Origin of the sequence: Ideonella azotifigens (assembly GCF_021043325.1) — a bacterium.
Lineage (GTDB): Bacteria > Pseudomonadota > Gammaproteobacteria > Burkholderiales > Burkholderiaceae_C > Ideonella > Ideonella azotifigens.
Window position 1 is genome coordinate 59607 of record NZ_JAJNKD010000026.1, and the last position, 20262, is coordinate 79868.

Sequence of the window (20262 nt, forward strand, 5' to 3'; positions counted from 1 at the left end):
GCCTACTGACGGGAGCGCGTACCCAGGTAGCGCTTGCGCCAGAAGAACAGCCCCAGGCCGATGCCGATGCCCAGCATCACGGCCACGGCGATCCAGAAGCCGTCCTGTTTGTGGATCAGCGGCAGCCACTCGAAGTTCATGCCGAAGATGCCGGTGATCAGGTTCAGCGGCAGGAAGATCGCAGTCAGCACGGTCAGCGTGCGCATGATGTCGTTGGTGCGCTGGCCCAGGGCCGAGAAGTGCATCTGCACCGCGGCTTCGGCCGATTGCTCCAGCCGGCGCACATGGCTCAGCACGCGCTCGATGTGCTCGAGCACGTCACGCGAGCGCACCCGCAACAGCTCGCGCTCGCGCCGCTCTGCGACCGAAGCGGCCTCCGGCCATTCGTCCAGCGCGTCTATCCATTCCTGGATCGCGCTGCGCTGGTCCTCGCAGGTGTCTTCCAGCAGGTGCAGTGCCTCGCGTGAGCTGAGGATGAGCTGCCAGTCGGCAAAGCGGCTGTTGGCCTTCAGCAGCTCGGCCTGCAGCGTGCCGAGGTGGCGGGTGAGCAGGCGGCGCAGCTCCAGGTAGCTGTCCACCATGTAGTTCACCATGCGCAGCATCAGGTCGGCCGGGCTGGTGGGCAGGCGCGCCGAGCCGCGCAGGTCGGACTCGCGGGAATGCTGCTGCAGCCGCTGGGCGAAGTATTCGCGCACCATGCAGTCGGCGGGGTGAACGGTGATCAGCACCTTGTCGAACACGGCAAAGCCGACCGGGCTGGTGTCGATCGCGGCCAGCGCCTGGTGTGCCGCGGCCAGCGTGCCGACTGCGTGCGGCGCTGCCGGCGGGCGGCCCATCGCCGGCACGGGGGTATTGGCCGGCAGCGCGGCACCGCCGGCCCCGGCGGAGAGCCTGCGGAAGACCAGCATGTCGTACCAGGAGGTGTCGTCGTAGTGCGAGGGCAACTGGTTGTTCAGCAGGTCGCTGACGTGCAGGTCGACCAGGCCGGCGCCTGTCCAGTGCTGCAGGTGCCGCTGCAGTTCGCCGACCCGGGCCTCGAACTCGCGCCTGGCGTTGCCGATCCAGAGGTAGCCATGGGCCGGCAGCGAGGTCGGCAGCTGTTCGAGCTCGGTGAAGTGCTCGTTGTCGATGTGGAAGATGCGCATTCGCCTTGGCTCAGCCGGCCTTCAGCAGCCGGGCCGCGTCGAGCGCGAAGTAGGTCAGCACGCCATCGGCGCCTGCACGCTTGAAGGCCAGCAGCGCTTCCATCATCACCGCGTCGTGGTTCAGCCAGCCGTTGGCGGCGGCGGCCTTGATCATCGCGTACTCGCCGCTGACCTGGTAGGCGAAGGTCGGCACGCGGAACTCGGTCTTCACGCGGTAGACGATGTCCAGGTACGGCAGGCCGGGCTTGACCATCACCATGTCGGCGCCTTCGGCAATGTCCAGCGCCACTTCGCGCAAGGCTTCGTCGCTGTTGGCCGGGTCGATCTGGTAGGTGTACTTGTTGCCCTTGCCGAGGTTGCCCGCCGTGCCCAGCGCGTCGCGGAACGGGCCGTAGAAGGCCGAGGCGTACTTGGCCGAATACGCCATGATGCGGGTGTGCACATGGCCGCCAGCTTCCAGCGCCTGGCGGATCGCGCCGATGCGGCCGTCCATCATGTCGGACGGCGAGACGATGTCGGCACCAGCCTCGGCATGCGAGAGCGACTGCCTGACCAGCGCCTGCACCGAGATGTCGTTCAGGACATAGCCCGAGTCGTCGATGATGCCGTCCTGCCCGTGGGTGGTGAATGGATCGAGCGCCACGTCGGTCATCACGCCGAGTTCCGGCAAGCGGCTCTTGAGTGCGCGGATCGCGCGCTGGCACAGCCCGTCCGGATTCCAGGCTTCGGCACCATCCAGGCTCTTGGCCGAAGGTGTAATCACAGGAAACAGATCCAGCGCTGGAATTCCGAGTTCCAGCGCCTGTTCGCCAACCTTCAGCAATTCATCAATCGACAAACGCTCCACGCCAGGCATGGACGAAATCGGTGCGCGGCCGGGCAGTTCGTGAATGAAAACCGGAAGAATGAAGTCCGCCGGCGTAAGCAGGTGCTCACGAACCATGGCGCGGCTGAAGGCGTCCCGGCGCAGGCGGCGCGGGCGATGGGCAGGATAGGCAGACAGGTTCACGACAGGGCCATGTAACAGGTTGGTGGGTGTGCGCAACAACTCGCGCGCAACGTGACGTTTTGCGGGGGTTCTGTATGGTACCCAGCGCGGACAGAGTGTTACAGTTCGTTCTGAGCGTTGCCCGCAAGGGTAGCGTTCCCTGCTTTTCCTCCCTGAGCAGGTGCCTTCACGTGATGACAGCGTCAAGGCTTTTCAGCCCCGGCCCCTGGCCGGGGCTCTTTCTTTTCTGGCCTCGGTTTTCTCCGGTAACTGCCAGGTAACTGGATCTCTGCGCCGGTTCTTCAATCGACATTTCCAGGCCATTCTCCGCGCAGCCCATAATTCTCCGCATGAGTCATGCGTATCTGTGGGTCAAGGCGTTTCACCTGATTTTCGTCGCGAGCTGGTTTGCCGGGTTGTTCTACCTGCCCAGGCTGTTCGTGAACTTGGCGATGGTGCCGGCCGACAGCCATGCCGAGCGCGAGCGTTTGCTGCTGATGGCGCGCAAGCTGTACCGCTTCTGCAGTTTCCTGATGGTGCCGGCGCTGCTGCTGGGCCTGTGGCTGTGGCTGGGTTTTGGCGTGGGCAAGGGCCCGGGCAATGGCTGGCTGCATGCCAAGCTGGCCTTGGTGGTGGTGGTGATTGGCTACCACCACATGTGCCGCGCGCTGCTGCGCGACTTCGAGCAGATGGCCAACAAGCGCAGCCACCGGTGGTTCCGCGTGTTCAACGAGGTCACGGTGCTGTTGTTCATCGCCATCGTGCTGCTGGTGGTGGTGAAGCCTTTCTGAGGTTCGCACGGCCTTGACCGACCCCTTGCCAGCTCCAGCCTCTGCCGCGGCGAACAGCCGGCATCGCAGTTCCGCGATCCCGCTGGCCGCGGCCTACACAGGGCTGCTGGTCTACGCCAGCCTCTATCCGTTCATCGACTGGCGCTGGCCTGGCGCGCTGGGATGGCTGGAACTGTTCCGCCTGCCGTTCCCGCCCTGGCGCGACCATTTCGACATGTGGGCCAACCTGCTGGGCTACATGCCGCTGGGCGGCCTGCTGTGCCTGGCGGTGATGCGCAGCGGTGGCCGTGCGCGCTGGGCCTGGCTGCTGGCGGTACTGGGCGGCTCGGCGCTGTCGTATGCGATGGAGGTGACGCAGCAATTCCTGCCGCGGCGCTATCCGTCCGGGCTGGACTGGGCGCTGAACAGCGCCGGGGCGCTGGCCGGCGCCTCGCTGGCGGCGCCGCTGCAGGCGCTCAGGCTGATCGACCGCTGGCAGGCCACGCGTGACCGATGGTTCTGGCGCCGCAGCGGCAGTGCGCTGGCGCTGCTGCTGCTGTGGCCGCTGGGGCTGCTGTTCCCGGCGCCGTTTCCGCTCGGCATGGGCCTGGGCTGGGAGCGGGTGCAGGACGAGCTGGTGGGCTGGCTGCTGGACGTGACCTGGGCCCAGCAGGTGCTGGAAATGGTCAGCGACATTCCGGCGCCGACCGAGCGCTTGCCGCTGGTGGTCGAAGGCCTGGGCATGGTGCTGGGGTTGCTCGGGCCTTGCCTGCTGGCCTATTCGATCACCCGCACCGGCTGGCGCCGGGCGGTGATGGCGCTGGGCGCGCTCACGCTGGGGCTGGCGGCGACCACGCTGTCGGCCGCGCTGAATTTCGGCCCCGGCCATGCGGCGGCCTGGCTGGCGCCGGGCGTGGTGCCGGCGCTGCTGATCGGCCTGCTGCTGGCGCTGGCGCTGCTGATGGTGCCGCAGCGGCTGGCGGCGGCGCTGGGCATGGCGGCGCTGCTGCTGCTGGTCACGGTGGTGGCCCAGGCGCCGGCCGACCCGTATTTCTCGCTCAGCCTGCAGGCCTGGGAGCAGGGGCGCTTCATCCGCTTCCACGGGCTGGCGCAATGGATCGGCTGGTTATGGCCTTACGCGGCCATCCTGTGGCTGGCCGGGCGGGTGGCTTCGGCCGAACACATGCGGCCGATGGAACAAAGCAAGCCCGCCAGCACTCGCAGACAAGCCCGCGAGCGTGCTTCACGCTGAGCTGCACTGCCCCCACTGCCTACAATCCCGCAATGAGCTACTACAAGCATCACGTCTTCTTCTGCCTCAATGAGCGCAGCAATGGCGAGGCAAGCTGCGCCCAGCATGGCGCGCAAGCCGGCTTTGATCACTGCAAGAAGCAGGTCAAGGCACAGAAGCTGGCAGGCGTGGGCGGCGTGCGGGTCAACAAGGCCGGCTGCCTGGACCGTTGCGCTGGTGGCCCGGTCATCGTCGTCTACCCGGAAGAGACCTGGTACACCTTTGTCGACAACGAGGACATCGACGAGATCGTCGAATCACACCTCAAGAACGGCAAGCCGGTCGAGCGCCTGAAGCTGGCACCCGAGGTCGGCCGGTGAGCGCCGCTGCGGGGCTGGCGCCGCGCATGAGCGCCAATACTCAGCCGCTGCGCATAGCCGGCCCGGCCGGCGTGCTGGTGGGGGCGATGGATGAACCGGCGGCCGGCGTTGCGCTGCGCGGCGTGGTGGTGATTTGCCACCCGAACCCGCAGCAGGGCGGCACGATGGACAACAAGGTCGTGCACACCCTTGCCCGCGCTTTCCTGCAACTGGGCTACCGCGCTGTGCGCTTCAACTACCGCGGCGTGGGCGGCTCCGAAGGCGAATGGGACGAGGGTCGTGGCGAGGTCGACGACGCGCTGGCGGTGATCGCTGCGCAGCGCGACCCGGCGCTGCCGCTGGCGCTGGCCGGCTTCTCGTTTGGCGGCTACATCGTCTCGCATGCTGCCCAGCGTCTTGCCGACGATGCCAAGGCCGAGCGGCTGGTGCTGGTCGGCCCTGCGACCTCGCGCTTCGACATGACCACCGTGCCGGCCGACACGCTGGTGATCCACGGCGAGACCGACGACGTCGTGCCGCTGTCGGCCACTTTCGACTGGGCCCGCCCGCAGTCGCTGCCCGTCGTGGTGGTGCCTGGCGTGGGCCATTTCTTTCACGGGCAGCTGCCGCTGCTCAAATCGCTTGTGGTGAACGCCTGGCGCGCTTGAACGCGCCTCGTCGACTGCCCGGGCTTTGACGACCTTTTGGGTCCTTGCTGATGAAATCCCTGCATTCCCTGTTGCTCGGCGCCACCATGGCGCTGGGCGTGACCCTGAGCGCCCATGCCCAGGCGCCACAGCCACCCGAAATCGCTTCGCGTGGCTACCTGCTGATCGACATGACGGCCAACCAGGTGCTGGCCGAGCGCAATGCCGACGCCCAGGCCGAACCCGCCTCGCTGACCAAGCTGATGACGGCCTACGTGGTCTTTGGCGCGTTGCGGGAAAAGAAGCTTTCGCTGGAGCAGCGCCTGCCGGTTTCGGAGCGGGCCTGGAAGGAGAGAAAGGGTGGCGGCTCGCTGATGTTCATCGACACCACGATGACGCCAACGGTAGACGAACTGTTGCGCGGCCTGATCGTGCAGTCGGGCAATGATGCTTCGGTGGCGCTGGCCGAAGGCGTTTCCGGCAGTGTCGAGGCCTTTGTGGCGGTGATGAACCGGCAGGCCCAGGCCTGGGGCCTGACGCACACCTCGTTCAAGAACGTGACCGGACTGACCGAAGCCGGCCACTACAGCACGGCGCGCGACCTGGCAGTGATCGCCCAGCACATCATCCGCGACTTTCCCGAGCGCTACCCGTACTACTCGATGAAGGAGTACACGTACAACAACATCAAGCAGCCCAACCGCAACTTGCTGCTGGGCCGCGACGCGACCGTTGACGGCATGAAGACCGGCTACACCGACGCGGCAGGCTACTGCCTGCTGGCCTCGGCCCAGCGCGACTTCCCGAACGGCAAGCGCCGGCTGATGTCGGTGGTGATGGGGGCGGAGTCCATGCAGGGCCGGGCCAACGAGAGCCAGAAGCTGCTGAACTGGGGCTACACCAACTTCGACGCGGTGCGCCTGTTCGAGGCCGGCAAGGCCATGGCCACGGTGCCGGTGTGGAAGGGCAAGAGCCCCGAAGTGAAGCTGGGCAGCGAAGGCGCGGTGTTCGTGGCCGTGCCCAAGGGTGAGGGCGACCGCCTGAAGACGGCCGTCGAGCGCACCGACCCGCTGGTCGCGCCGCTGACCCAGGGCCAGCGCGTCGGCACGCTGAAGGTCACCACGGCCGGCGGTGCGCCGGTCGCTTCGGTGCCGCTGGTGGTGCTGGAAGAAGTGCCGCAGGCCGGCATCTTCGGCCGTGCCTGGGATGCCATCCGCCTTTGGATCAAGTAATCTCCAGGCCTACGCCCCTGCGGAGATCCCGATGACCGTGCTGCCCGATACCCTGTGCGAGCTGAACGGCGAGCTGCTGCCGCTGTCCCAGGCCAAAGTTTCGGTCATGGACCGCGGCTTCCTGTTCGGCGACGGCGTCTACGAGGCCATGCCGGTCTACGGTCGCCAGCTGTTCCGCTTCGACGAGCACATGGCACGGCTGGCGCGCAACCTCGACAAGCTGCGCATGGCTTCGCCAACGGATCGAGACGGCTGGCTGGCGCGGCTGCGCCGGGTCATCGCCGCGCATCCGGCCGAGGACCAGGTGGTCTACCTGCAGGTCACGCGCGGCGTGGCGCTGCGCGACCATGTGATGCCGGTGGACATAGCGCCCACGGTCTTCATCATGAGCAACGCCATGAAACCGGTGCCGGCCGAGCTGCGCCACCAGGGCGTGGCCTGCGTCACCGCGCGCGACTTCCGCTGGGAGCGGGGCGACATCAAGAGCATCTCGCTGCTGGGCAATGTGCTGGCACGGCAAGTTTCGGCCGATGCGGGCGCCGCCGAAACCCTGCTGCTGCGCGACGGGCTGCCGGGCGGCCCGTGGCTCACCGAGGCTTCCACCTGCAATGCCTGGATCGTGCAGGAGGGTGCGCTCTTGGGCCCACCGATGAACGAACACGTGCTGGAAGGCATTCGGGTGCAGCTGCTGCGCGAGCTGTGCGAGGAAGAGGGCATTGCCTTCAACCTGCGGCCAATCAGCGAATCCGACCTGCGCGCCGCCGACGAAGTGCTGCTCAGCTCCACCGGCAAGGAAGTGCTGGCCGTGACCAAGCTGGACGGCGAGGCCGTGGGCCATGGCGCGCTGCGCGGCAAGCCCGGCCCGGTCTACGGCCGCCTCTACGAAGCCTACCAAAGGGCCAAGCGCGAACAGTGCGCCTGAGCGGCGCTGCGGCGCGCCAACTTGCAAGTCGCAACGGCGGCCTTATCTATCCGGTCATGTCGACCAACACCATGTCTTCCTACATCCCGCCCGAGCAATCGCTGATCGAGTACCCCAGCGCCTTCCCGATCAAGGTGATGGGCGCGCACGTCGACGGTTTTGTCGACGCCATCGTCTCGGTGGCACTGCAGTTCGACCCCGGCTTCGACCCCGAAACCGTCGAGAAGCGGCCCAGCAAGGGTGGCAACTACCTGGGCGTCACCATCACCGTGACGGCGACCAGCCGCGAGCAGCTCGACGAGCTCTACCGCACGCTGACCACGCACCCGATGGTCAAGATCGTGCTCTGAGCACTTTTGGCGGTCCCGGAAAGCGGCGCTTCGGCGCCGTTTTTCATTTCGGCGCAGTCGCCGCTTCGGCCGCGGCCTTGGCGTCCAGCTCCTTGACCTTGTACGGCGCCGCCTCGTCGCCGGCTGCCGCGGCCCCGGCGTACCAGTAGCGCGCCAGCCGCAGGTCCTGCGGCACGCCGTCGCCCTTCTCGTACAGCGAGGCAAGGATGTACATCGCACCCATGTCGCCGCCATTGGCCGCCTGGCGGTACCACTGCGCAGCCTGGCTGCTGTCCGGCGGCGTGCCTCGGCCCATCAGGTAGGCGGTGCCGGCAGCGACCGCGCCGTCCACGCTGCCGGATTCGGCCGACAGTTGGTACCAGGCCAACGCCTGCACCAGGTCCTGCTTGCCCAGCTTGCCGCTCTCGAACAGTTCGCCCAGCGCGTATTGCGAGGTCACGAAGCCACGCTGCGCAGCCATCAGCAGCAACTCGCGCGCGGTTTCCACGTTGCTGTCCGGCAGTTCGCCGCGCAGGTGCATCGCGGCCAGGTCGTGCATCGCGCCCGGGTGGCCTTGTTTCGCCAGCACGCCGAAGGCCTGCGCGGCAGCGGTCAGGTCGCCTTGCACATACAGCGTCAGCGCCGCATCGAATGGGTCTGGCGCGGTGGCCTGCGCGGCACCGGCCTCGAGCGGCAGCGCGGCCATGGTGACGAGGGCGGCAGCGCTCAGCAGGCGGCGGATTCGTGCGGTGGCTTGCGGCAACATGCCATGACGATAGCGCGGCTGGCTTGACCTTCGCCGGCGCCCGGTTGGTCCGATGTCGGACAATTGCAAGCCATGTCGACCGCCACGCTTGCTCCGTTCCCGCCGCCGCTGCTGCGCGACTGGGGCCGCGTGCCCTACGAGCAGACCTTTGCCGCGATGCGCGCCTTCACCGAGGCCCGCGGCCTGGACACACCCGACGAGTTCTGGCAGGTCGAGCACCCGCCCGTGTTCACCCAGGGTGTGGCCGGCAAGCCCGAGCATGTGCTGGGCGCCGGCGACATCGCGGTCGTGCAGAGCAACCGCGGCGGCCAGGTGACCTACCACGGGCCCGGCCAGGTGATCGTCTACCCGCTGGTGGACCTGCGCCGGCTGGGCATCTTCGTCAAGGAATACGTGTTCCGCCTCGAAGCCGCCGTGATCCAGACGCTGGAACGCTTCGGCGTGCTGGGCTTTCGCGTGAGCGGCGCGCCGGGCATCTACGTGAACCTGGCCGACCCGTTCAACGCGGCATTGCCAGCCGGCCCGCGGCTGGATGAATTCGCAGGCCTGGGCAAGATTGCCGCGCTGGGCATCAAGGTCAGCCAGCACTGCACGTACCATGGCGTATCGCTCAACGTGGCGATGGACCTGGAACCGTTCCAGCGCATCAACCCCTGCGGCTACGCAGGGCTGCAAACGGTCGACCTCGCTACACTGGGCGTGCGTGCAGAGCCGGCCGAAGTCTCGGCCCTGCTGTGCGAGCGGCTGCGCCAGCACCTGAGCCCACCCGCTTCGGCGCCCTGAGTGGCGCCACCTGCCAGCCGCCGCCAGCCCTGTCCCTGTCCTCCAGCGCCTCGCGCGCCAGCCCTTGCAAGGCCTCCATGTCCACCGACAACGTCACCCACGAAGCCAAGACCGGCGCCGATTACGATGCCAGCGCCAAGCAGAAGGCCCAGGCCAAGACGGCGCGCATCCCGATCAAGATCGTGCCGGCCGGCGAGATGCTGAAGAAGCCGGACTGGATCCGCGTCAAGGCCGGCTCGCCGACCACGCGCTTCTACGAGATCAAGCAGATCCTGCGCGAGCACAAGCTGCACACCGTCTGCGAAGAAGCTTCTTGCCCGAACATTGGCGAATGCTTCGGCAAGGGCACGGCGACCTTCATGATCATGGGCGACAAGTGCACCCGGCGCTGCCCGTTTTGCGACGTGGGCCACGGCCGGCCCGATCCGCTGGACGTGGACGAGCCGATGAACCTGGCCAAGACGATTGCCGCGCTGAAGCTGAAGTACGTGGTCATCACCAGCGTGGACCGCGACGACCTGCGCGACGGCGGTGCCGGCCATTTCGCCGATTGCATCCGCCAGGTGCGCGAGCTGTCGCCGCAGACGCAGATCGAGGTGTTGGTGCCCGACTTCCGCGGCCGCATGGACCGCGCGCTGGACATCCTGAAGGCCGCGCCGCCGGACGTGATGAACCACAACCTCGAAACCGCGCCGCGCCTGTACAAGGAAGCGCGCCCGGGGTCGGACTATCAGTTCAGCCTGAACCTGCTCAAGCGCTTCAAGGAAGCCGTGCCGGGCGTGCCGACCAAGAGCGGCATCATGGTCGGCCTGGGCGAAACCGACGAAGAGATCCTGCAGGTGATGCGCGACATGCGCGCGCACAACATCGACATGCTGACCATTGGCCAGTACCTGGCGCCCAGCGGCCACCACCTGCCGGTCAAGCGTTACGTGCACCCGGATACTTTCAAGATGTTCGAAGAGGAGGCCTACAAGATGGGCTTCACGCACGCTGCCGTGGGCGCGATGGTGCGTTCCAGCTACCACGCGGACCAGCAGGCCGCGCATGCCGGCGTGGGCGCCATCGAAGCGAACTGAGCGGCGGTCCGGACGCAAGCCCGGACCTGGGGCACTCTCAAGAAAACGCCGGGCCGCTCCCAAGTTTTCTTGACCCCCTCGGGGGGCCTGACGCGAAGCGGCAGGTCCGGGGGCGCTCAGAATGACTTGCTGATGCCCGCCAGCACCGTGCGGCGCTGCGCATATTGCGGCGCGCCGACGCCAATGCCCGAGCCGTCGCGGATCTGGTAGATCCGGTCGAACACATTCAGCGCCGACAGGCGCAGGTCCACCGGGCCGACCGCCGTGCCCAGGTCGAAGCTGCGGTGCGCCGACAGGTTGACCTGCGTGTAGCTGGGTAGGTGGCTGCTGTTGGCAAAGCCGTTGCGCAGGCCGCTGCCGAACAGCAGGTCGGCCGAGGTCGACAAGCCGTTGGCCCACTGGTAGCTGGCACCGGCTGACGCCGTGGTCGCCTGGTCGTGGTCCAGGTGCACCCAGTTCGAGTTGATGTAGTCGATCTCATCCTGCTCGAAGTTGAACTGGCCGGTTTCCAGCCCCTTGCCGAGTGCCCGCGCAAACGCCACGTTGGCATAGGCGCTGAAGGCTTCGTCGCGGTAGCTGGCCGAGAGTTCCAGCCCGTAGACGCGGGCGTGGCTGTAGTTGAAGGCCGAGTAGATCAGCGCGTTGCCGAACTGGCCCTCGTCCTGCAGGTGGCGCACCTGGCGGTAGTAGCCGTCCACGCCCACGGTCAGGTGGCTGTCGATCTGCCGCTCGAGGCCGATGTCGTAGTAGTTCGAGCGCTCGGAGCGCACGGCGGTGTTGGCGTCCGACGGCAGCGCATTGGTCGTGCCCTGGAATTTCTGGATCGAGGTCTGGTCGATCTGCTCGGTGGGCGGCGGAGTGAAGTAGCGCGAGTAGCCGGCGTGCACGCGGGTCATCGCGTCGATGTCGTAGACCAGGCCCACGCGCGGGCTCAGCTGCTGCTCGTCGACGACGGTGCGCACCTGGTCGAAACGCAGGCCGTAGTTGACCGTCAGCGCCTTGACCGGTTGCCACTGGTCCTGCAGGTAGGCGCCCCAGGTGTGGCCCTTGAGCTGCGCGTCGTCGGAGATGCTGAGCGGCTGGTCGCTGGTCTGGTTGCCGTCGCCATCGGCCGGGAAGACCAGCGAGTCGTTGCGCGTCGCGCCTTTTTCGGACTGGTAGAACACGCCGCCGCGCAACGTGTGGGTGGCATTCAGGTGCCAGCTGGCATCGGCCTGCAGGCCGGCCGCGCGGTTGCTGCGCGCCACATCGGCAGCCACGCCGTTGAAGGCCAGGTCGCCGACCTCGTCGGGGCGGTAGTGCACGTCGGTGTAGCGGCTGAACAGGGCGACCTGGTAGTCCACGTCCTGGCCCAAGCTGCTCTGCAGCGACAGCACGCCGAAGTGGTTGCGCTCCTTCTGCCGCGCGTCCAGCGTCGCGGAGTCGATATTGTCGTGGCCGGCGAGCGAATAGTCGGGTGTCTGGCCGGCGACGTTGGGGATCTGGAAGCGGTTGTTGGCCGCACCCAGGATCAGGTTCACGCGGGTCTCGGGCGTCAGCACATAGGAGAAATAGCCGAAGCCGTTGCCTTGCTGGGTTTCGTCGTGCAGCGCGTGGCGCGAAGACGTCGGGTTCTCGATGCCTTGGTCGTCGTGCATCGCCGAGCCGACCATGTAGTAGCTCAGCGCGCCGACGCTACCGCCCAGTTCCAGGCTGCCTTCGCGGTGGCCGTTGCTGCCGCCCAGCAGGCTGATCTGCCCGCCGTTCTGCTGGTTCGCGCCTTTGGAATGGATGTCCACCACGCCGGCCGTGCGGTAGCCGTACTGCGCCGGCAGCGCGCCGGTCAGCACCTGGATCTGGTCGGCAAAACGCGTCTCCAGCGCCTGGCCGAAGCCGCCGATGGCCTCGGGGATCACGATGCCGTCGATGCGGTACTGCAGATCCGCGTGGTCACCGCGCACGTGTAGCTGGCCGTAGGAGTCCTGCACCACGCCGGGCGCCTGCAGGATGACCTGGTTCAGCGGCGTGTCGGCGCCCATCGGCAGCTTGGCGATGTCCTGCTGGTCGAAGCGGTAGATGGAACTGCCGGTGTCGGGCGACAGGCCGTTGCGCGCGGCGTCCAGGCGCTGGCGCTGGGAGGAGATTTCGACCCGCTGCGGCGCTGGTGCGGCGGTGGTCGAGCCGCCATCTGTGGCGGCGACGGTCTGCGCGCGGACGGGCAGGGCGAGCAAGGGATAGGCGAGCGCCAACGCGAGCGCCAGGCCCGTGCGAGAAGGGGTGAACATGCAAACAGCTCCTCTGTCGCGGGCCTGAGTGGAGCGGCCCGCGAGCAGTCGATTCATCGAGTGAGGTGCACCGCGGCGCAGCGCTTGGCCCGTCCGAAAACAGGGCAGGCGAGCGGCGCGCGCAGGTGCAGACAGCGCCCGGCACTGGTGAAGCACCAGACCGGGCGTCAGGACGACTTCAGAGGAGGATCGGAGGGTCCCGGGCGCTGTGCGCGGGGACGTCGGCGTCGCGGGCTCGGAAGGTCCGTGAGGTGACCCATGGGTGCGTGGCGGGCGGCAGTTGCAGCGACGGGACCGAGGTCGCGACGAAGCTGGCCACTTGCGCGAAGGCAAGGCAGTCGTCGCAGGCGCTGCCTGCGACATGCACCTTGCCGGTCAGACCAGACGCCGACTGCGGGCTGGTGGCCAGGTGGCCGATCTCGTGCAGCACCGCGCCCTGCTGAGCCAACAGCAGGAACAGCGAGAGCCACAGGGAAGACCAGATCTTGCGCACGGCCGGAATTGTGCCCGCAAGGCGCAGACAAGGTGAACTCAAAGTTTCCGACGCTCGTGGGGGATGGTCCACGGATGCACGATGTGCCGAATGGTGGGGTCGCGCCAGGCGGCACGGGACCTCAGGCGCTCTTCTCGGCGATTAGCTCGCCAATCAGCTGGTGCAGCGAGGCGAAATCGGGCTCGCCGACGAATTTCTTGACGATGCGGCCCTGCTTGTCGATCAGGAAGGTGGTGGGCGTGAGCTGCACCTTGCCGAATTGCTGGGCGATGGCGCCGGTGTTGTCGATGGCCACATTGAACGGCAGCTGGCGCGACTTGGCGAAGTTGTCGACGTACATCGGCGGGTCGTAGCTCATGGCCACGGCCAGCGTGTCGAAGGCCTGGCCCTTGAACTTCTCGTGCGTGGCGATGATGTTGGGCATCTCGTGCACGCAGGTCGTGCAGCTGGTGGCCCAGAAGTTCACCAGCATCACCTTGCCGCGCTGGCCGGCGAGATTGGCCTGGCGGCCATCCAGCAGGGTGTAATGCACGTCAGGCGCGCTTTCGCGTGCCGCGCAGCCGGCCAGCAGGCCACTGAACGGCAGCGTTGCCAGCAGGCTGGCACTCAGAGCAAGATGACGGCGTCTGTCCATGGGGAGAACCTTCGTATGAAGCGCAGAGAGTTTACGGCGACGGCCGGCATGCTGCTGGCCGGCATGAGCGGCACCCGCGTCGCCGAGGCGGCTTTCCTCAGCGAGGCCGATGCTTCGCTGGGCGTGAAAACCGCGTTGCAGCGCGGCGCGGAGGCTGCGGTCGGCCTGCTGGGCCAGACCGATGGCTTCCTCGGCAACCCGAAGGTGCGCATCCCGCTGCCCGGCATCCTCAACGATGCGGCACAGCTGCTGAGGCTTTCGGGCCAGCAGAAGAAGGTGGATGAATTGATCACTGCGATGAACCGAGCGGCCGAGGCCGCCGTGCCGCAGGCGCGCGAGCTGCTGGTGGCGGCGGTGAAAGGCATGTCGGTGCAGGACGGGCTGAAGATCGTGCGCGGCGGCGACACCTCGGTCACCGACTTCTTCGCCACCAAGACACGCCTGCCGCTGGGCGAGAAGTTCCTGCCCATCGTCACGCAGGCGACCGAAAAGGTCTCGCTGGCGAGCAAGTACAACGCGGTTGCCGGCCAGGCCATGGGCTTTGGCCTGGTGAAGAAGGAGGACGCCAACGTGCAGGTCTACGTGACGCGCAAGGCGCTGGACGGGCTGTACCTGATGATTGGCGAAGAGGAAAAGAAGATCCGCCGCGATCCGGTTGGCACCGGCAGCGCGATCCTTCAAAAGGTCTTCGGCTAGGAGGCTAGGAGGCTAGGAGCTGGGGCACCCGGTCCCATGAGTACCTGAGACCACCCGCCGGGCGGGTCGCGCAGGCCGCTTTGGGGCGGCCCGGCGCCGGCCTGCGGGCGCGCGCTCGTCTCGCCAACTCAGCTGTTTCGCGTCAGCTCGAAGATCAGCGCGGAAGGCAGGTACTGCAGTACCGCGTGGCGGCCGATCTGGGCCTGGCGCTGGGCGCTGTCGGTCGAGAGCTGGCAGTGGTCGCCTTCTTCGGCGATCTCGATGCAGACGAAGTCGGGCTGCTCGGCGGCCAGCAATTCGCGCAGGCGGGTGAAGCGCTGGCCGGCGAGCACCGATTCGCAAATGATGCCGTGCGGCAGCGTTTCGCGGCAGAAGCGTTCAGCCTCTTCGACCGAACTCACAAAGTCCAGCACCAGCCCCATGTGACGCACGGCTTCCCGGATGTCCGAGCGCAGGTCGCGCCGGCCGGCGAGCACCAGCAAGTGGCTGCCGGCCAGCGGCTTGGAGTCCAGCGAGGGGCCGAAGCCGGAGGACAGCGGGTCCGGATCGGGCGCGGATGCGCTGACATCCGGCGCGGCGGGCTGCAGCGTGTGGGTGAACTCCAGCAGCAGCGTGCAGCTGCCGGGGCTGTCCAGCCGCTCGATGCGCAACTCCAGCGCCCAGGCGATCTGTTCGACCAGGCGCCACGCCAGGCCATTGGGCGGGCCCGGGTGGCGCAGTGGGAAGTGGCAGCGCAGGCAGGCGTTGGGCGGCCAGGGCAGCAGCTCCAGCCGGCATTCGATGTGGCCCTGCGCGTGCGGGAGGGCCCAGTCCAGCATGGCCTGCAACAGCGCGTGCAGCAGGCTGGCGTCGGCCAGCACCGAGGCCGGTTGCATGGCGGGGCGCAACTCGATGCCGCTGGCGCTGGCGGCCGGGCCGTGTTGCTGCAGCAGCTCGCGCAGCGTCTGCGTCAGGTTCACTTCCTCGGCGCTTTGGTTCACACCGCCGGAGGCGATGCGCGAGAGCTGCTGGCCGACCATGCCAAGGCGGCGCGCACGGCCGATCTCTTCTGTCAGCTGCTGCAGGCCGTTGCGGTCGATGCGACCAGTGCTGGTCAGCTGGTTCACGCGTTCCAGTGCGTCCGACATCGTCTGCCCGACTTCGCTGCCCATCTCGTCAATGACCTGCAGCCAGTGCGAGGGCAAGGCTGCGGCCTGGCCTTCTGGCAGGGTGTTCGTCGCGGCGAGGTGCAAGCCGCCGGGCAGCGGATTGTTCATCGTGGCCATGGTCTAGGGGAGGGAGCGGGGCAGTGTGCGCCCCTGGGGGGACGCTTGCCAAGCGCTTACATTCCTACGAATGAGGGATGCGACGCCGCGGAAGCGGACTTTGTTCACGGTTGGCGCTTGCTTGGCGATGAGCGGCTGCTCGCCGGCGCTGGATTGGCGCGAGGGCCGTGTGGTCGATGCCAGCCTGCAGTTTGTGCTGCCGTGCCGGCCCGACCATCACGAGCGTGTGCTGCCACTGGCGGGTGTGCCGGTGCGTCTGCAGATGCAGGTCTGCGAGGCCGAGGGCCAGACCTTTGCGGTCAGCGTGGCCGACATGGGGGAGCCGGCCAGGGTCGGCCCGGCGCTGCAGGACTTGCGCGTGGCGTTCGAGCGCAACCTGGGGCAACCGGCAGCCGCGGCCCCCTCCGCACCGGCCTGGCTGCCGCCAGGCGCAACGCCGCAGCCCGCGGCCGGCCGCTGGCCCTTGCTGGGCAAGACGCCGGCTGGCGAGGCGGTGCATGCCGAGCTGGCGCTGGCTGCGCGCGGGACCTGGGTGGTGCAGGCCACGGTGCTGGCGCGCGGGCCACTGTCGGCCGAGGCCACGCAGGTTTTCTGGGAGGGCTTGCGCTTTGCGCCTTGAGCCCGCTGGCCGCAAAAGACCGCACCGATGCGCGGGGCAGGGCAGGTGCGGGCGCTTTGTTGATAATGGCCGCCTCTGCGCGGCAGGCGCCTGGTCCAGCCGGTCGGGTGTTGCCGGGTGTCGCGTCCGGTGCCGGGCGCTGTTTCAGTTGCTTTGGATCACCTCATGCCCGGTCTCCTGATCATTGCCCATGCGCCGCTGGCGTCGGCGTTGTATGGTGTGGCCGCGCATGTCTATCCCGACGGCCTGACCGGGCTGGCGGCGCTGGACGTGCCGCCGGATTGGCCCGTCGAACGGGTCGAGCAGGCGGCCCGCGAGGCGCTGGCCAGCGTGCGAGATCCGCAAGCGCTGATCCTGACCGATGTTTTTGGCGCCACGCCTTGCAACGTGGCGCAGCGCCTTGCCGACGGCAACGAGGTTCGCTTGGTCACCGGTGTCAACGTGCCGATGATGTGGCGCGCCTTGAGTTACCTGCGCGAGCCGGTGGATTCGCTGGTCACCCGCGCGGTGGCGGGCGGCACCCAGGGCGTGATGCAGGTGGCCGCGCAGCGACCCCAGAACCAGACCCAATCTTCACGACTGCATGATCAAGACCACGCTCACCATCAGCAATAAGCTGGGCCTGCATGCCCGCGCCTCGGCCAAGCTGACCAAGCTGGCCAGTGGCTTTCAATGCGAGGTGTTCATGAGCCGCAATGGCCGGCGCGTCAATGCCAAGAGCATCATGGGCGTGATGATGCTGGCCGCCGGGCTGGGCGCAGAGGTGGAGCTCGAAACCGAGGGCGCTGACGAGCAGGCGGCCTCGCTTGCCATTGCTGCGCTGATCGCCGACAAGTTCGGCGAAGGTCAATAGGGCAAAAGCTGGCCCTCACGGCCGGCTGTTGCCATCCAAGCTTGCCAGCTTGGCTTCAGATCGAGCCGAGGAAGTGGCGGCGGTAGCGGCTGGGCAGGTCCTGCAGGCGCATCAGCATGGGCAGGTCGGCGGTGTTGAAATCCGGGTCCCAGGCCGGTGCACCCAGCACTTTGGCGCCGCAGCGCAGGTAGCCTTTGATCAGGGCCGGCGCTTCCACCTCCAGCGCACGGTTCAGCTCCTGCACCGGCAAGGCCAGGCGCGGGCGCACCTGGTGCTCCAGCCCCACGAGGTGGGTCTGGCTCAGGCGGTTCCACAGGCTGGCAGCGGTGTGGCCGCCGTCGCGCATGCTGATGCTGGCGCAGCCGACCATGGTGTCCAGGCCGTTGCGGTCCATGAAGGCGGCGAGTGCGCCCCAAAGCGCCAGGATCACGCCGCCGGCACGGTGGTCCGCATGCACGCAGGAACGGCCCAGTTCGGCCATGCGCTCGCGCAGTGGGCGCAGGCGTGTCAGGTCGAACTCGGTGTCGCTGTAGTAGCCACCGGCGCGCCGCGCGGCGCCTGGCGTCAGCACCCGGTAAGTGCCAACCACCTGGCCGGGCTGGTCGCCTTCTGGCAGGCTGCGCACCAGCAGGTGCTCGCAGAAGTCATCAAACAGGTCCACGTCCAGCCCGGCGGGCGTGCCGGCCGGTGGTTGCAGGCGGGCGCCCATTTCCTCGGCGAAGACGTGGTGGCGCAGGCGCTGGGCCTCGCGCACTTCGTCCTGATTGCGGGCCCAGCTGACGGTGTACGGCGTGTCCGCCATTGCCGCTGGCGGCGCCATGGCCACGGCGGGCTGGGCGACAGGCGTGGCGGTCCGGCGGGCGCGCAGCGGCAGCATGCCGATCAGCGGGAAGGTGGGGGTCGGCAGCTCTCTCATCGGGGGCATCTCCGTGGTCATGGGGGTGATGCTCGCCAGAGGCGATGACCCGCGCATGACGCATGCATGACCGGTCGATGACGCCCCGTTTTCCCTCACTGCGCCGGAGGCGGCTGGCTGCTACATTGGTCCGCATGAGCATCCAGGTTTTTGGTCTGCCAGTGTCTCGCGGTGTCGCCATCGGGCGCGCCGTGCTGGTGGCATCCAGTCGGGTCGACGTGGCCCATTACTTCATCGACCCGGCCGATGCCGAGCGCGAGTACGAACGCTTGCGCGATGCGCGCACCGAGGTGTCGGCCGAGCTGATGGCCCTCAAGCAGGAGGTGCCCGAGGAGGCGCACGCCGAGCTTGTGGCGCTGCTGGATGTGCACTTGATGATGCTGCAGGACCCGATGCTGGTGGAGTCTGCCCAGCCCTGGATTGCCACCCGGCACTACAACGCCGAATGGGCGCTGTCGGCCCAGCTGGAAGTGCTGACGCGGCAGTTCGACGAAATGGAAGACGACTACCTGCGCGAGCGCAAGGCGGACGTGGAGCAGGTGGGTGAGCGGCTGCTGAAGGCGCTGACCCGCGGCACCGGGCTGTCGCCGGGGGCGCTGGCCAATGCCGGCGCGCGCGACTTCGCTGGTGAAGATCCGCTGGTGCTGGTGGCCAACGACATTGCGCCGGCCGACATGCTGCAGTTCAAGCGCAGCGTGTTCACCGGCTTTGTCACCGACGTGGGCGGGCGCACCTCGCACACGGCCATCGTCGCGCGCAGCATGGACATCCCGGCGGTGGTCGGCGCGCGCGAGGCCAGCCGCATCGTGCGGCAGGATGACTGGGTGATCATTGACGGCGACGCCGGCATCCTGATCGTCAACCCGCCGCCGATGGTGCTGGAGGAGTACCGCTTCCGCCAGCGTCAGGTCGAACTGGAGCGGGCGCGGTTGAGCCGGCTGCGCCATACGCCGGCCGTCACGCTGGACGGGCAGACGGTGGAGCTCTTGGCCAACATCGAGCTGCCACGGGATGCATCCGCGGCGCTGGAAGCTGGCGCGGTTGGCGTGGGCCTGTTCCGCAGCGAGTTCCTGTTCATGAACCGCGCCGGGCGCCTGCCGGACGAGGACGAGCAGTTCGAGGCCTACCGCGCCGTGGTGCTGGCGATGGGTGGCATGCCGGTGACGATTCGCACGGTGGACGTGGGAGCGGACAAGCCGCTGGACCGGGCGTCCTCGCAGGAGCCGCGGCACGACCACATGCTGAATCCGGCGCTGGGGCTGCGGGCGATCCGCTGGAGCCTGTCCGAGCCGGACATGTTTTCCGAGCAGTTGCGGGCCATCCTGCGAGCCAGCGCATTTGGTCCGGTGCGCATCTTGATCCCGATGGTCGCGCACCTGTCCGAGGTGCAGTCGGTCAAGCAGTGGATGGACAGGGCGCGCGAGGAAGTGACCGCCCGGGGCCAGGCGATTGGCGAGGTGACGCTGGGTGCGATGGTGGAAGTGCCGGCAGCCGTGCTGATCCTTCCCAGCCTGCTTCGCACCTTCGACTTTGTGTCCATCGGCACCAATGACCTGATTCAGTACACGCTGGCCATTGACCGCGCCGACGAGGCGGTCGCCCACCTCTATGACCCTTGGCACCCGGCGGTGCTGCGCTTGATCGCGCAGACCATTGCCCAAGCCAATGCGATGGGCAAGGGGGTCAGCGTGTGCGGCGAGATGGCGGGCGACCCCGCCTTCACCGAATTGCTGCTCGCCATGGGGCTGCGCAGCTTCTCGATGCATCCGGCGCAGATCAGCAGCATCAAGCAGCGCGTGCTGCGCGCGGATGCGCGGACGCTGCAGCTGGCCCTGCCCGCGGTGCTGGATGCCGACCAGCCGCAGCAGGCGTGTGAAGCCGCGATGCGAACTTCTTCCAAATCTGGTGCGGAAAGGCTTGCGGTCAGTTCCAGAACGGTGCTACAGTAGAGGGCTTCGCTGCTCACAACTGATGACTGACTTCGGTGAGTTTGATGTTTTGATTTGCAGTGAAGAGGTTTGAGATTTCGACGGATTTTGGTCCGGTGAGTTTTGTTTGCCTCAGGGCGCAAAACTTGAATCGAAAAAGAAAATGAAGAATAAGCCTTGACGGCGAATTCAACAGAGTACAAAATCTCGCCTCTTCGCTGCTAACGCAAACAAAGCAAACGCAGCGAATTGATCGCAAGATCATAGCTCTTTAACAAGTAACAGCCGATAAGCGTGGGCGTTTGAGTCGAGTGCTGGTGCCGCAAGGTACCAAGTCTCTTGG

22 protein-coding genes are annotated in these 20262 nt (G+C 67.4%); 14 read left to right on the top strand and 8 right to left on the bottom strand.

Annotated elements, in window-relative coordinates:
• Positions 1-2: 2 nt before the first annotated feature.
• Together LRH25_RS31225 and hemB are read right to left on the bottom strand one after the other, a co-directional pair.
• Entirely contained in the window at positions 3-1145 is a 1143-nt protein-coding gene (locus tag LRH25_RS31225) for a magnesium transporter CorA family protein (RefSeq protein ID WP_231013158.1), read from the bottom strand.
• A gap of 10 nt (positions 1146-1155) precedes the next feature.
• Positions 1156-2154 carry a porphobilinogen synthase gene (hemB, locus tag LRH25_RS31230; protein ID WP_170201119.1) on the bottom strand — a complete coding sequence of 333 codons (999 nt, stop codon included), beginning with the start codon at positions 2152-2154 and terminating at the stop codon, positions 1156-1158.
• Between the two features lie 329 nt (positions 2155-2483).
• Between hemB and LRH25_RS31235 the strand changes: the two genes are divergently transcribed.
• The 7 genes from LRH25_RS31235 (at position 2484) to LRH25_RS31265 (ending at position 7644) form a co-directional block, all read left to right on the top strand.
• On the top strand, positions 2484-2924 hold the full coding sequence (locus LRH25_RS31235) for a CopD family protein (protein ID WP_141291068.1): 441 nt from the start codon (positions 2484-2486) through the stop codon (positions 2922-2924).
• Between the two features lie 13 nt (positions 2925-2937).
• Positions 2938-4155 carry a VanZ family protein gene (locus tag LRH25_RS31240; protein ID WP_231013159.1) on the top strand — a complete coding sequence of 406 codons (1218 nt, stop codon included), beginning with the start codon at positions 2938-2940 and terminating at the stop codon, positions 4153-4155.
• Positions 4156-4187: 32 nt separating this feature from the next.
• Positions 4188-4514: a (2Fe-2S) ferredoxin domain-containing protein gene (locus LRH25_RS31245; protein ID WP_141287197.1), complete on the top strand. Its 327-nt coding sequence runs from the start codon at positions 4188-4190 to the stop codon at positions 4512-4514.
• Positions 4515-4540: 26 nt separating this feature from the next.
• Entirely contained in the window at positions 4541-5161 is a 621-nt protein-coding gene (locus tag LRH25_RS31250; RefSeq protein WP_141287195.1) for an alpha/beta hydrolase, read from the top strand.
• Positions 5162-5211: 50 nt separating this feature from the next.
• Complete coding sequence (locus LRH25_RS31255) at positions 5212-6372, top strand: D-alanyl-D-alanine carboxypeptidase family protein (protein WP_141287193.1); 1161 nt, start codon at positions 5212-5214, stop codon at positions 6370-6372.
• A gap of 31 nt (positions 6373-6403) precedes the next feature.
• The gene (locus LRH25_RS31260) at positions 6404-7294 is read left to right on the top strand and encodes a D-amino acid aminotransferase (protein WP_141287191.1); all 891 of its coding nucleotides are present in this window, start codon (positions 6404-6406) and stop codon (positions 7292-7294) included.
• Positions 7295-7365: 71 nt separating this feature from the next.
• Positions 7366-7644 (top strand): DUF493 family protein, encoded by a 279-nt coding sequence (locus tag LRH25_RS31265; RefSeq protein WP_231013160.1) that lies wholly within the window; start codon positions 7366-7368, stop codon positions 7642-7644.
• A 43-nt stretch (positions 7645-7687) separates the two neighbouring features.
• Here the strand turns inward: LRH25_RS31265 and LRH25_RS31270 are convergent, their stop codons facing one another.
• On the bottom strand, positions 7688-8389 hold the full coding sequence (locus LRH25_RS31270; RefSeq protein WP_141287187.1) for a tetratricopeptide repeat protein: 702 nt from the start codon (positions 8387-8389) through the stop codon (positions 7688-7690).
• Between the two features lie 72 nt (positions 8390-8461).
• On the opposite strand from LRH25_RS31270, the gene lipB reads away from it, so the two are divergent.
• Together lipB and lipA are read left to right on the top strand one after the other, a co-directional pair.
• Positions 8462-9172, top strand: a complete 711-nt coding sequence (gene lipB, locus LRH25_RS31275) for a lipoyl(octanoyl) transferase LipB (protein ID WP_141287185.1) — start codon at positions 8462-8464, stop codon at positions 9170-9172.
• 77 nt (positions 9173-9249) lie between these two features.
• The gene (lipA, locus tag LRH25_RS31280) at positions 9250-10251 is read left to right on the top strand and encodes a lipoyl synthase (RefSeq protein WP_141287183.1); all 1002 of its coding nucleotides are present in this window, start codon (positions 9250-9252) and stop codon (positions 10249-10251) included.
• Between the two features lie 116 nt (positions 10252-10367).
• On the opposite strand, the gene LRH25_RS31285 is transcribed toward lipA, so the two are convergent.
• From LRH25_RS31285 to LRH25_RS31295, 3 genes are all read right to left on the bottom strand, one after another.
• Positions 10368-12515 (bottom strand): TonB-dependent receptor, encoded by a 2148-nt coding sequence (locus tag LRH25_RS31285; protein ID WP_141287181.1) that lies wholly within the window; start codon positions 12513-12515, stop codon positions 10368-10370.
• 178 nt (positions 12516-12693) lie between these two features.
• Positions 12694-13008, bottom strand: coding sequence for a hypothetical protein (locus tag LRH25_RS31290; RefSeq protein WP_141287179.1), 315 nt, complete (start codon positions 13006-13008; stop codon positions 12694-12696).
• A 121-nt stretch (positions 13009-13129) separates the two neighbouring features.
• The gene (locus LRH25_RS31295) at positions 13130-13642 is read right to left on the bottom strand and encodes a TlpA family protein disulfide reductase (RefSeq protein WP_141287177.1); all 513 of its coding nucleotides are present in this window, start codon (positions 13640-13642) and stop codon (positions 13130-13132) included.
• Positions 13643-13657: 15 nt separating this feature from the next.
• Here LRH25_RS31295 and LRH25_RS31300 point away from each other — a divergent pair, with 15 nt between their 5' ends.
• Entirely contained in the window at positions 13658-14338 is a 681-nt protein-coding gene (locus LRH25_RS31300; RefSeq protein ID WP_141287175.1) for a DUF4197 domain-containing protein, read from the top strand.
• Positions 14339-14466: 128 nt separating this feature from the next.
• Here LRH25_RS31300 and LRH25_RS31305 read toward each other — a convergent pair whose 3' ends face one another.
• Positions 14467-15603, bottom strand: coding sequence for a hypothetical protein (locus tag LRH25_RS31305; RefSeq protein ID WP_231013161.1), 1137 nt, complete (start codon positions 15601-15603; stop codon positions 14467-14469).
• Between the two features lie 127 nt (positions 15604-15730).
• Here LRH25_RS31305 and LRH25_RS31310 point away from each other — a divergent pair, with 127 nt between their 5' ends.
• From LRH25_RS31310 to LRH25_RS31320, 3 genes are all read left to right on the top strand, one after another.
• Complete coding sequence (locus tag LRH25_RS31310; protein ID WP_231013162.1) at positions 15731-16222, top strand: hypothetical protein; 492 nt, start codon at positions 15731-15733, stop codon at positions 16220-16222.
• Between the two features lie 165 nt (positions 16223-16387).
• Positions 16388-16837 (top strand): PTS sugar transporter subunit IIA, encoded by a 450-nt coding sequence (locus LRH25_RS31315; RefSeq protein WP_141286253.1) that lies wholly within the window; start codon positions 16388-16390, stop codon positions 16835-16837.
• Positions 16806-17075, top strand: a complete 270-nt coding sequence (locus LRH25_RS31320; RefSeq protein WP_141286251.1) for an HPr family phosphocarrier protein — start codon at positions 16806-16808, stop codon at positions 17073-17075. Before LRH25_RS31315 ends, LRH25_RS31320 begins: the two co-directional genes overlap by 32 nt.
• 55 nt (positions 17076-17130) lie before the next feature.
• Here LRH25_RS31320 and LRH25_RS31325 read toward each other — a convergent pair whose 3' ends face one another.
• Positions 17131-17991 (bottom strand): GNAT family N-acetyltransferase, encoded by an 861-nt coding sequence (locus LRH25_RS31325; RefSeq protein WP_141286249.1) that lies wholly within the window; start codon positions 17989-17991, stop codon positions 17131-17133.
• A gap of 134 nt (positions 17992-18125) precedes the next feature.
• Between LRH25_RS31325 and ptsP the strand changes: the two genes are divergently transcribed.
• Positions 18126-19940: a phosphoenolpyruvate--protein phosphotransferase gene (gene ptsP, locus LRH25_RS31330; RefSeq protein WP_141286247.1), complete on the top strand. Its 1815-nt coding sequence runs from the start codon at positions 18126-18128 to the stop codon at positions 19938-19940.
• Positions 19941-20262 lie beyond the last annotated feature (322 nt).

What these genes read in the sequence shown, in the direction of transcription:
- LRH25_RS31315 (WP_141286253.1), top strand. Translation starts at nt 16,388, where the DNA reads ATGCCCGGTCTCCTGATCATTGCCCATGCGCCGCTGGCGTCGGCGTTG.
- LRH25_RS31305 (WP_231013161.1), bottom strand. Translation starts at nt 15,603, where the DNA reads ATGGCCACGATGAACAATCCGCTGCCCGGCGGCTTGCACCTCGCCGCG.
- LRH25_RS31250 (WP_141287195.1), top strand. Translation starts at nt 4,541, where the DNA reads ATGAGCGCCAATACTCAGCCGCTGCGCATAGCCGGCCCGGCCGGCGTG.
- lipB (WP_141287185.1), top strand. Translation starts at nt 8,462, where the DNA reads ATGTCGACCGCCACGCTTGCTCCGTTCCCGCCGCCGCTGCTGCGCGAC.
- LRH25_RS31300 (WP_141287175.1), top strand. Translation starts at nt 13,658, where the DNA reads ATGAAGCGCAGAGAGTTTACGGCGACGGCCGGCATGCTGCTGGCCGGC.
- LRH25_RS31235 (WP_141291068.1), top strand. Translation starts at nt 2,484, where the DNA reads ATGAGTCATGCGTATCTGTGGGTCAAGGCGTTTCACCTGATTTTCGTC.
- LRH25_RS31225 (WP_231013158.1), bottom strand. Translation starts at nt 1,145, where the DNA reads ATGCGCATCTTCCACATCGACAACGAGCACTTCACCGAGCTCGAACAG.
- LRH25_RS31245 (WP_141287197.1), top strand. Translation starts at nt 4,188, where the DNA reads ATGAGCTACTACAAGCATCACGTCTTCTTCTGCCTCAATGAGCGCAGC.
- ptsP (WP_141286247.1), top strand. Translation starts at nt 18,126, where the DNA reads ATGAGCATCCAGGTTTTTGGTCTGCCAGTGTCTCGCGGTGTCGCCATC.
- LRH25_RS31270 (WP_141287187.1), bottom strand. Translation starts at nt 8,389, where the DNA reads ATGTTGCCGCAAGCCACCGCACGAATCCGCCGCCTGCTGAGCGCTGCC.
- LRH25_RS31295 (WP_141287177.1), bottom strand. Translation starts at nt 13,642, where the DNA reads ATGGACAGACGCCGTCATCTTGCTCTGAGTGCCAGCCTGCTGGCAACG.
- lipA (WP_141287183.1), top strand. Translation starts at nt 9,250, where the DNA reads ATGTCCACCGACAACGTCACCCACGAAGCCAAGACCGGCGCCGATTAC.
- LRH25_RS31265 (WP_231013160.1), top strand. Translation starts at nt 7,366, where the DNA reads ATGTCTTCCTACATCCCGCCCGAGCAATCGCTGATCGAGTACCCCAGC.
- LRH25_RS31310 (WP_231013162.1), top strand. Translation starts at nt 15,731, where the DNA reads ATGAGCGGCTGCTCGCCGGCGCTGGATTGGCGCGAGGGCCGTGTGGTC.
- LRH25_RS31325 (WP_141286249.1), bottom strand. Translation starts at nt 17,991, where the DNA reads ATGAGAGAGCTGCCGACCCCCACCTTCCCGCTGATCGGCATGCTGCCG.
- LRH25_RS31255 (WP_141287193.1), top strand. Translation starts at nt 5,212, where the DNA reads ATGAAATCCCTGCATTCCCTGTTGCTCGGCGCCACCATGGCGCTGGGC.
- LRH25_RS31320 (WP_141286251.1), top strand. Translation starts at nt 16,806, where the DNA reads ATGATCAAGACCACGCTCACCATCAGCAATAAGCTGGGCCTGCATGCC.
- LRH25_RS31260 (WP_141287191.1), top strand. Translation starts at nt 6,404, where the DNA reads ATGACCGTGCTGCCCGATACCCTGTGCGAGCTGAACGGCGAGCTGCTG.
- LRH25_RS31285 (WP_141287181.1), bottom strand. Translation starts at nt 12,515, where the DNA reads ATGTTCACCCCTTCTCGCACGGGCCTGGCGCTCGCGTTGGCGCTCGCC.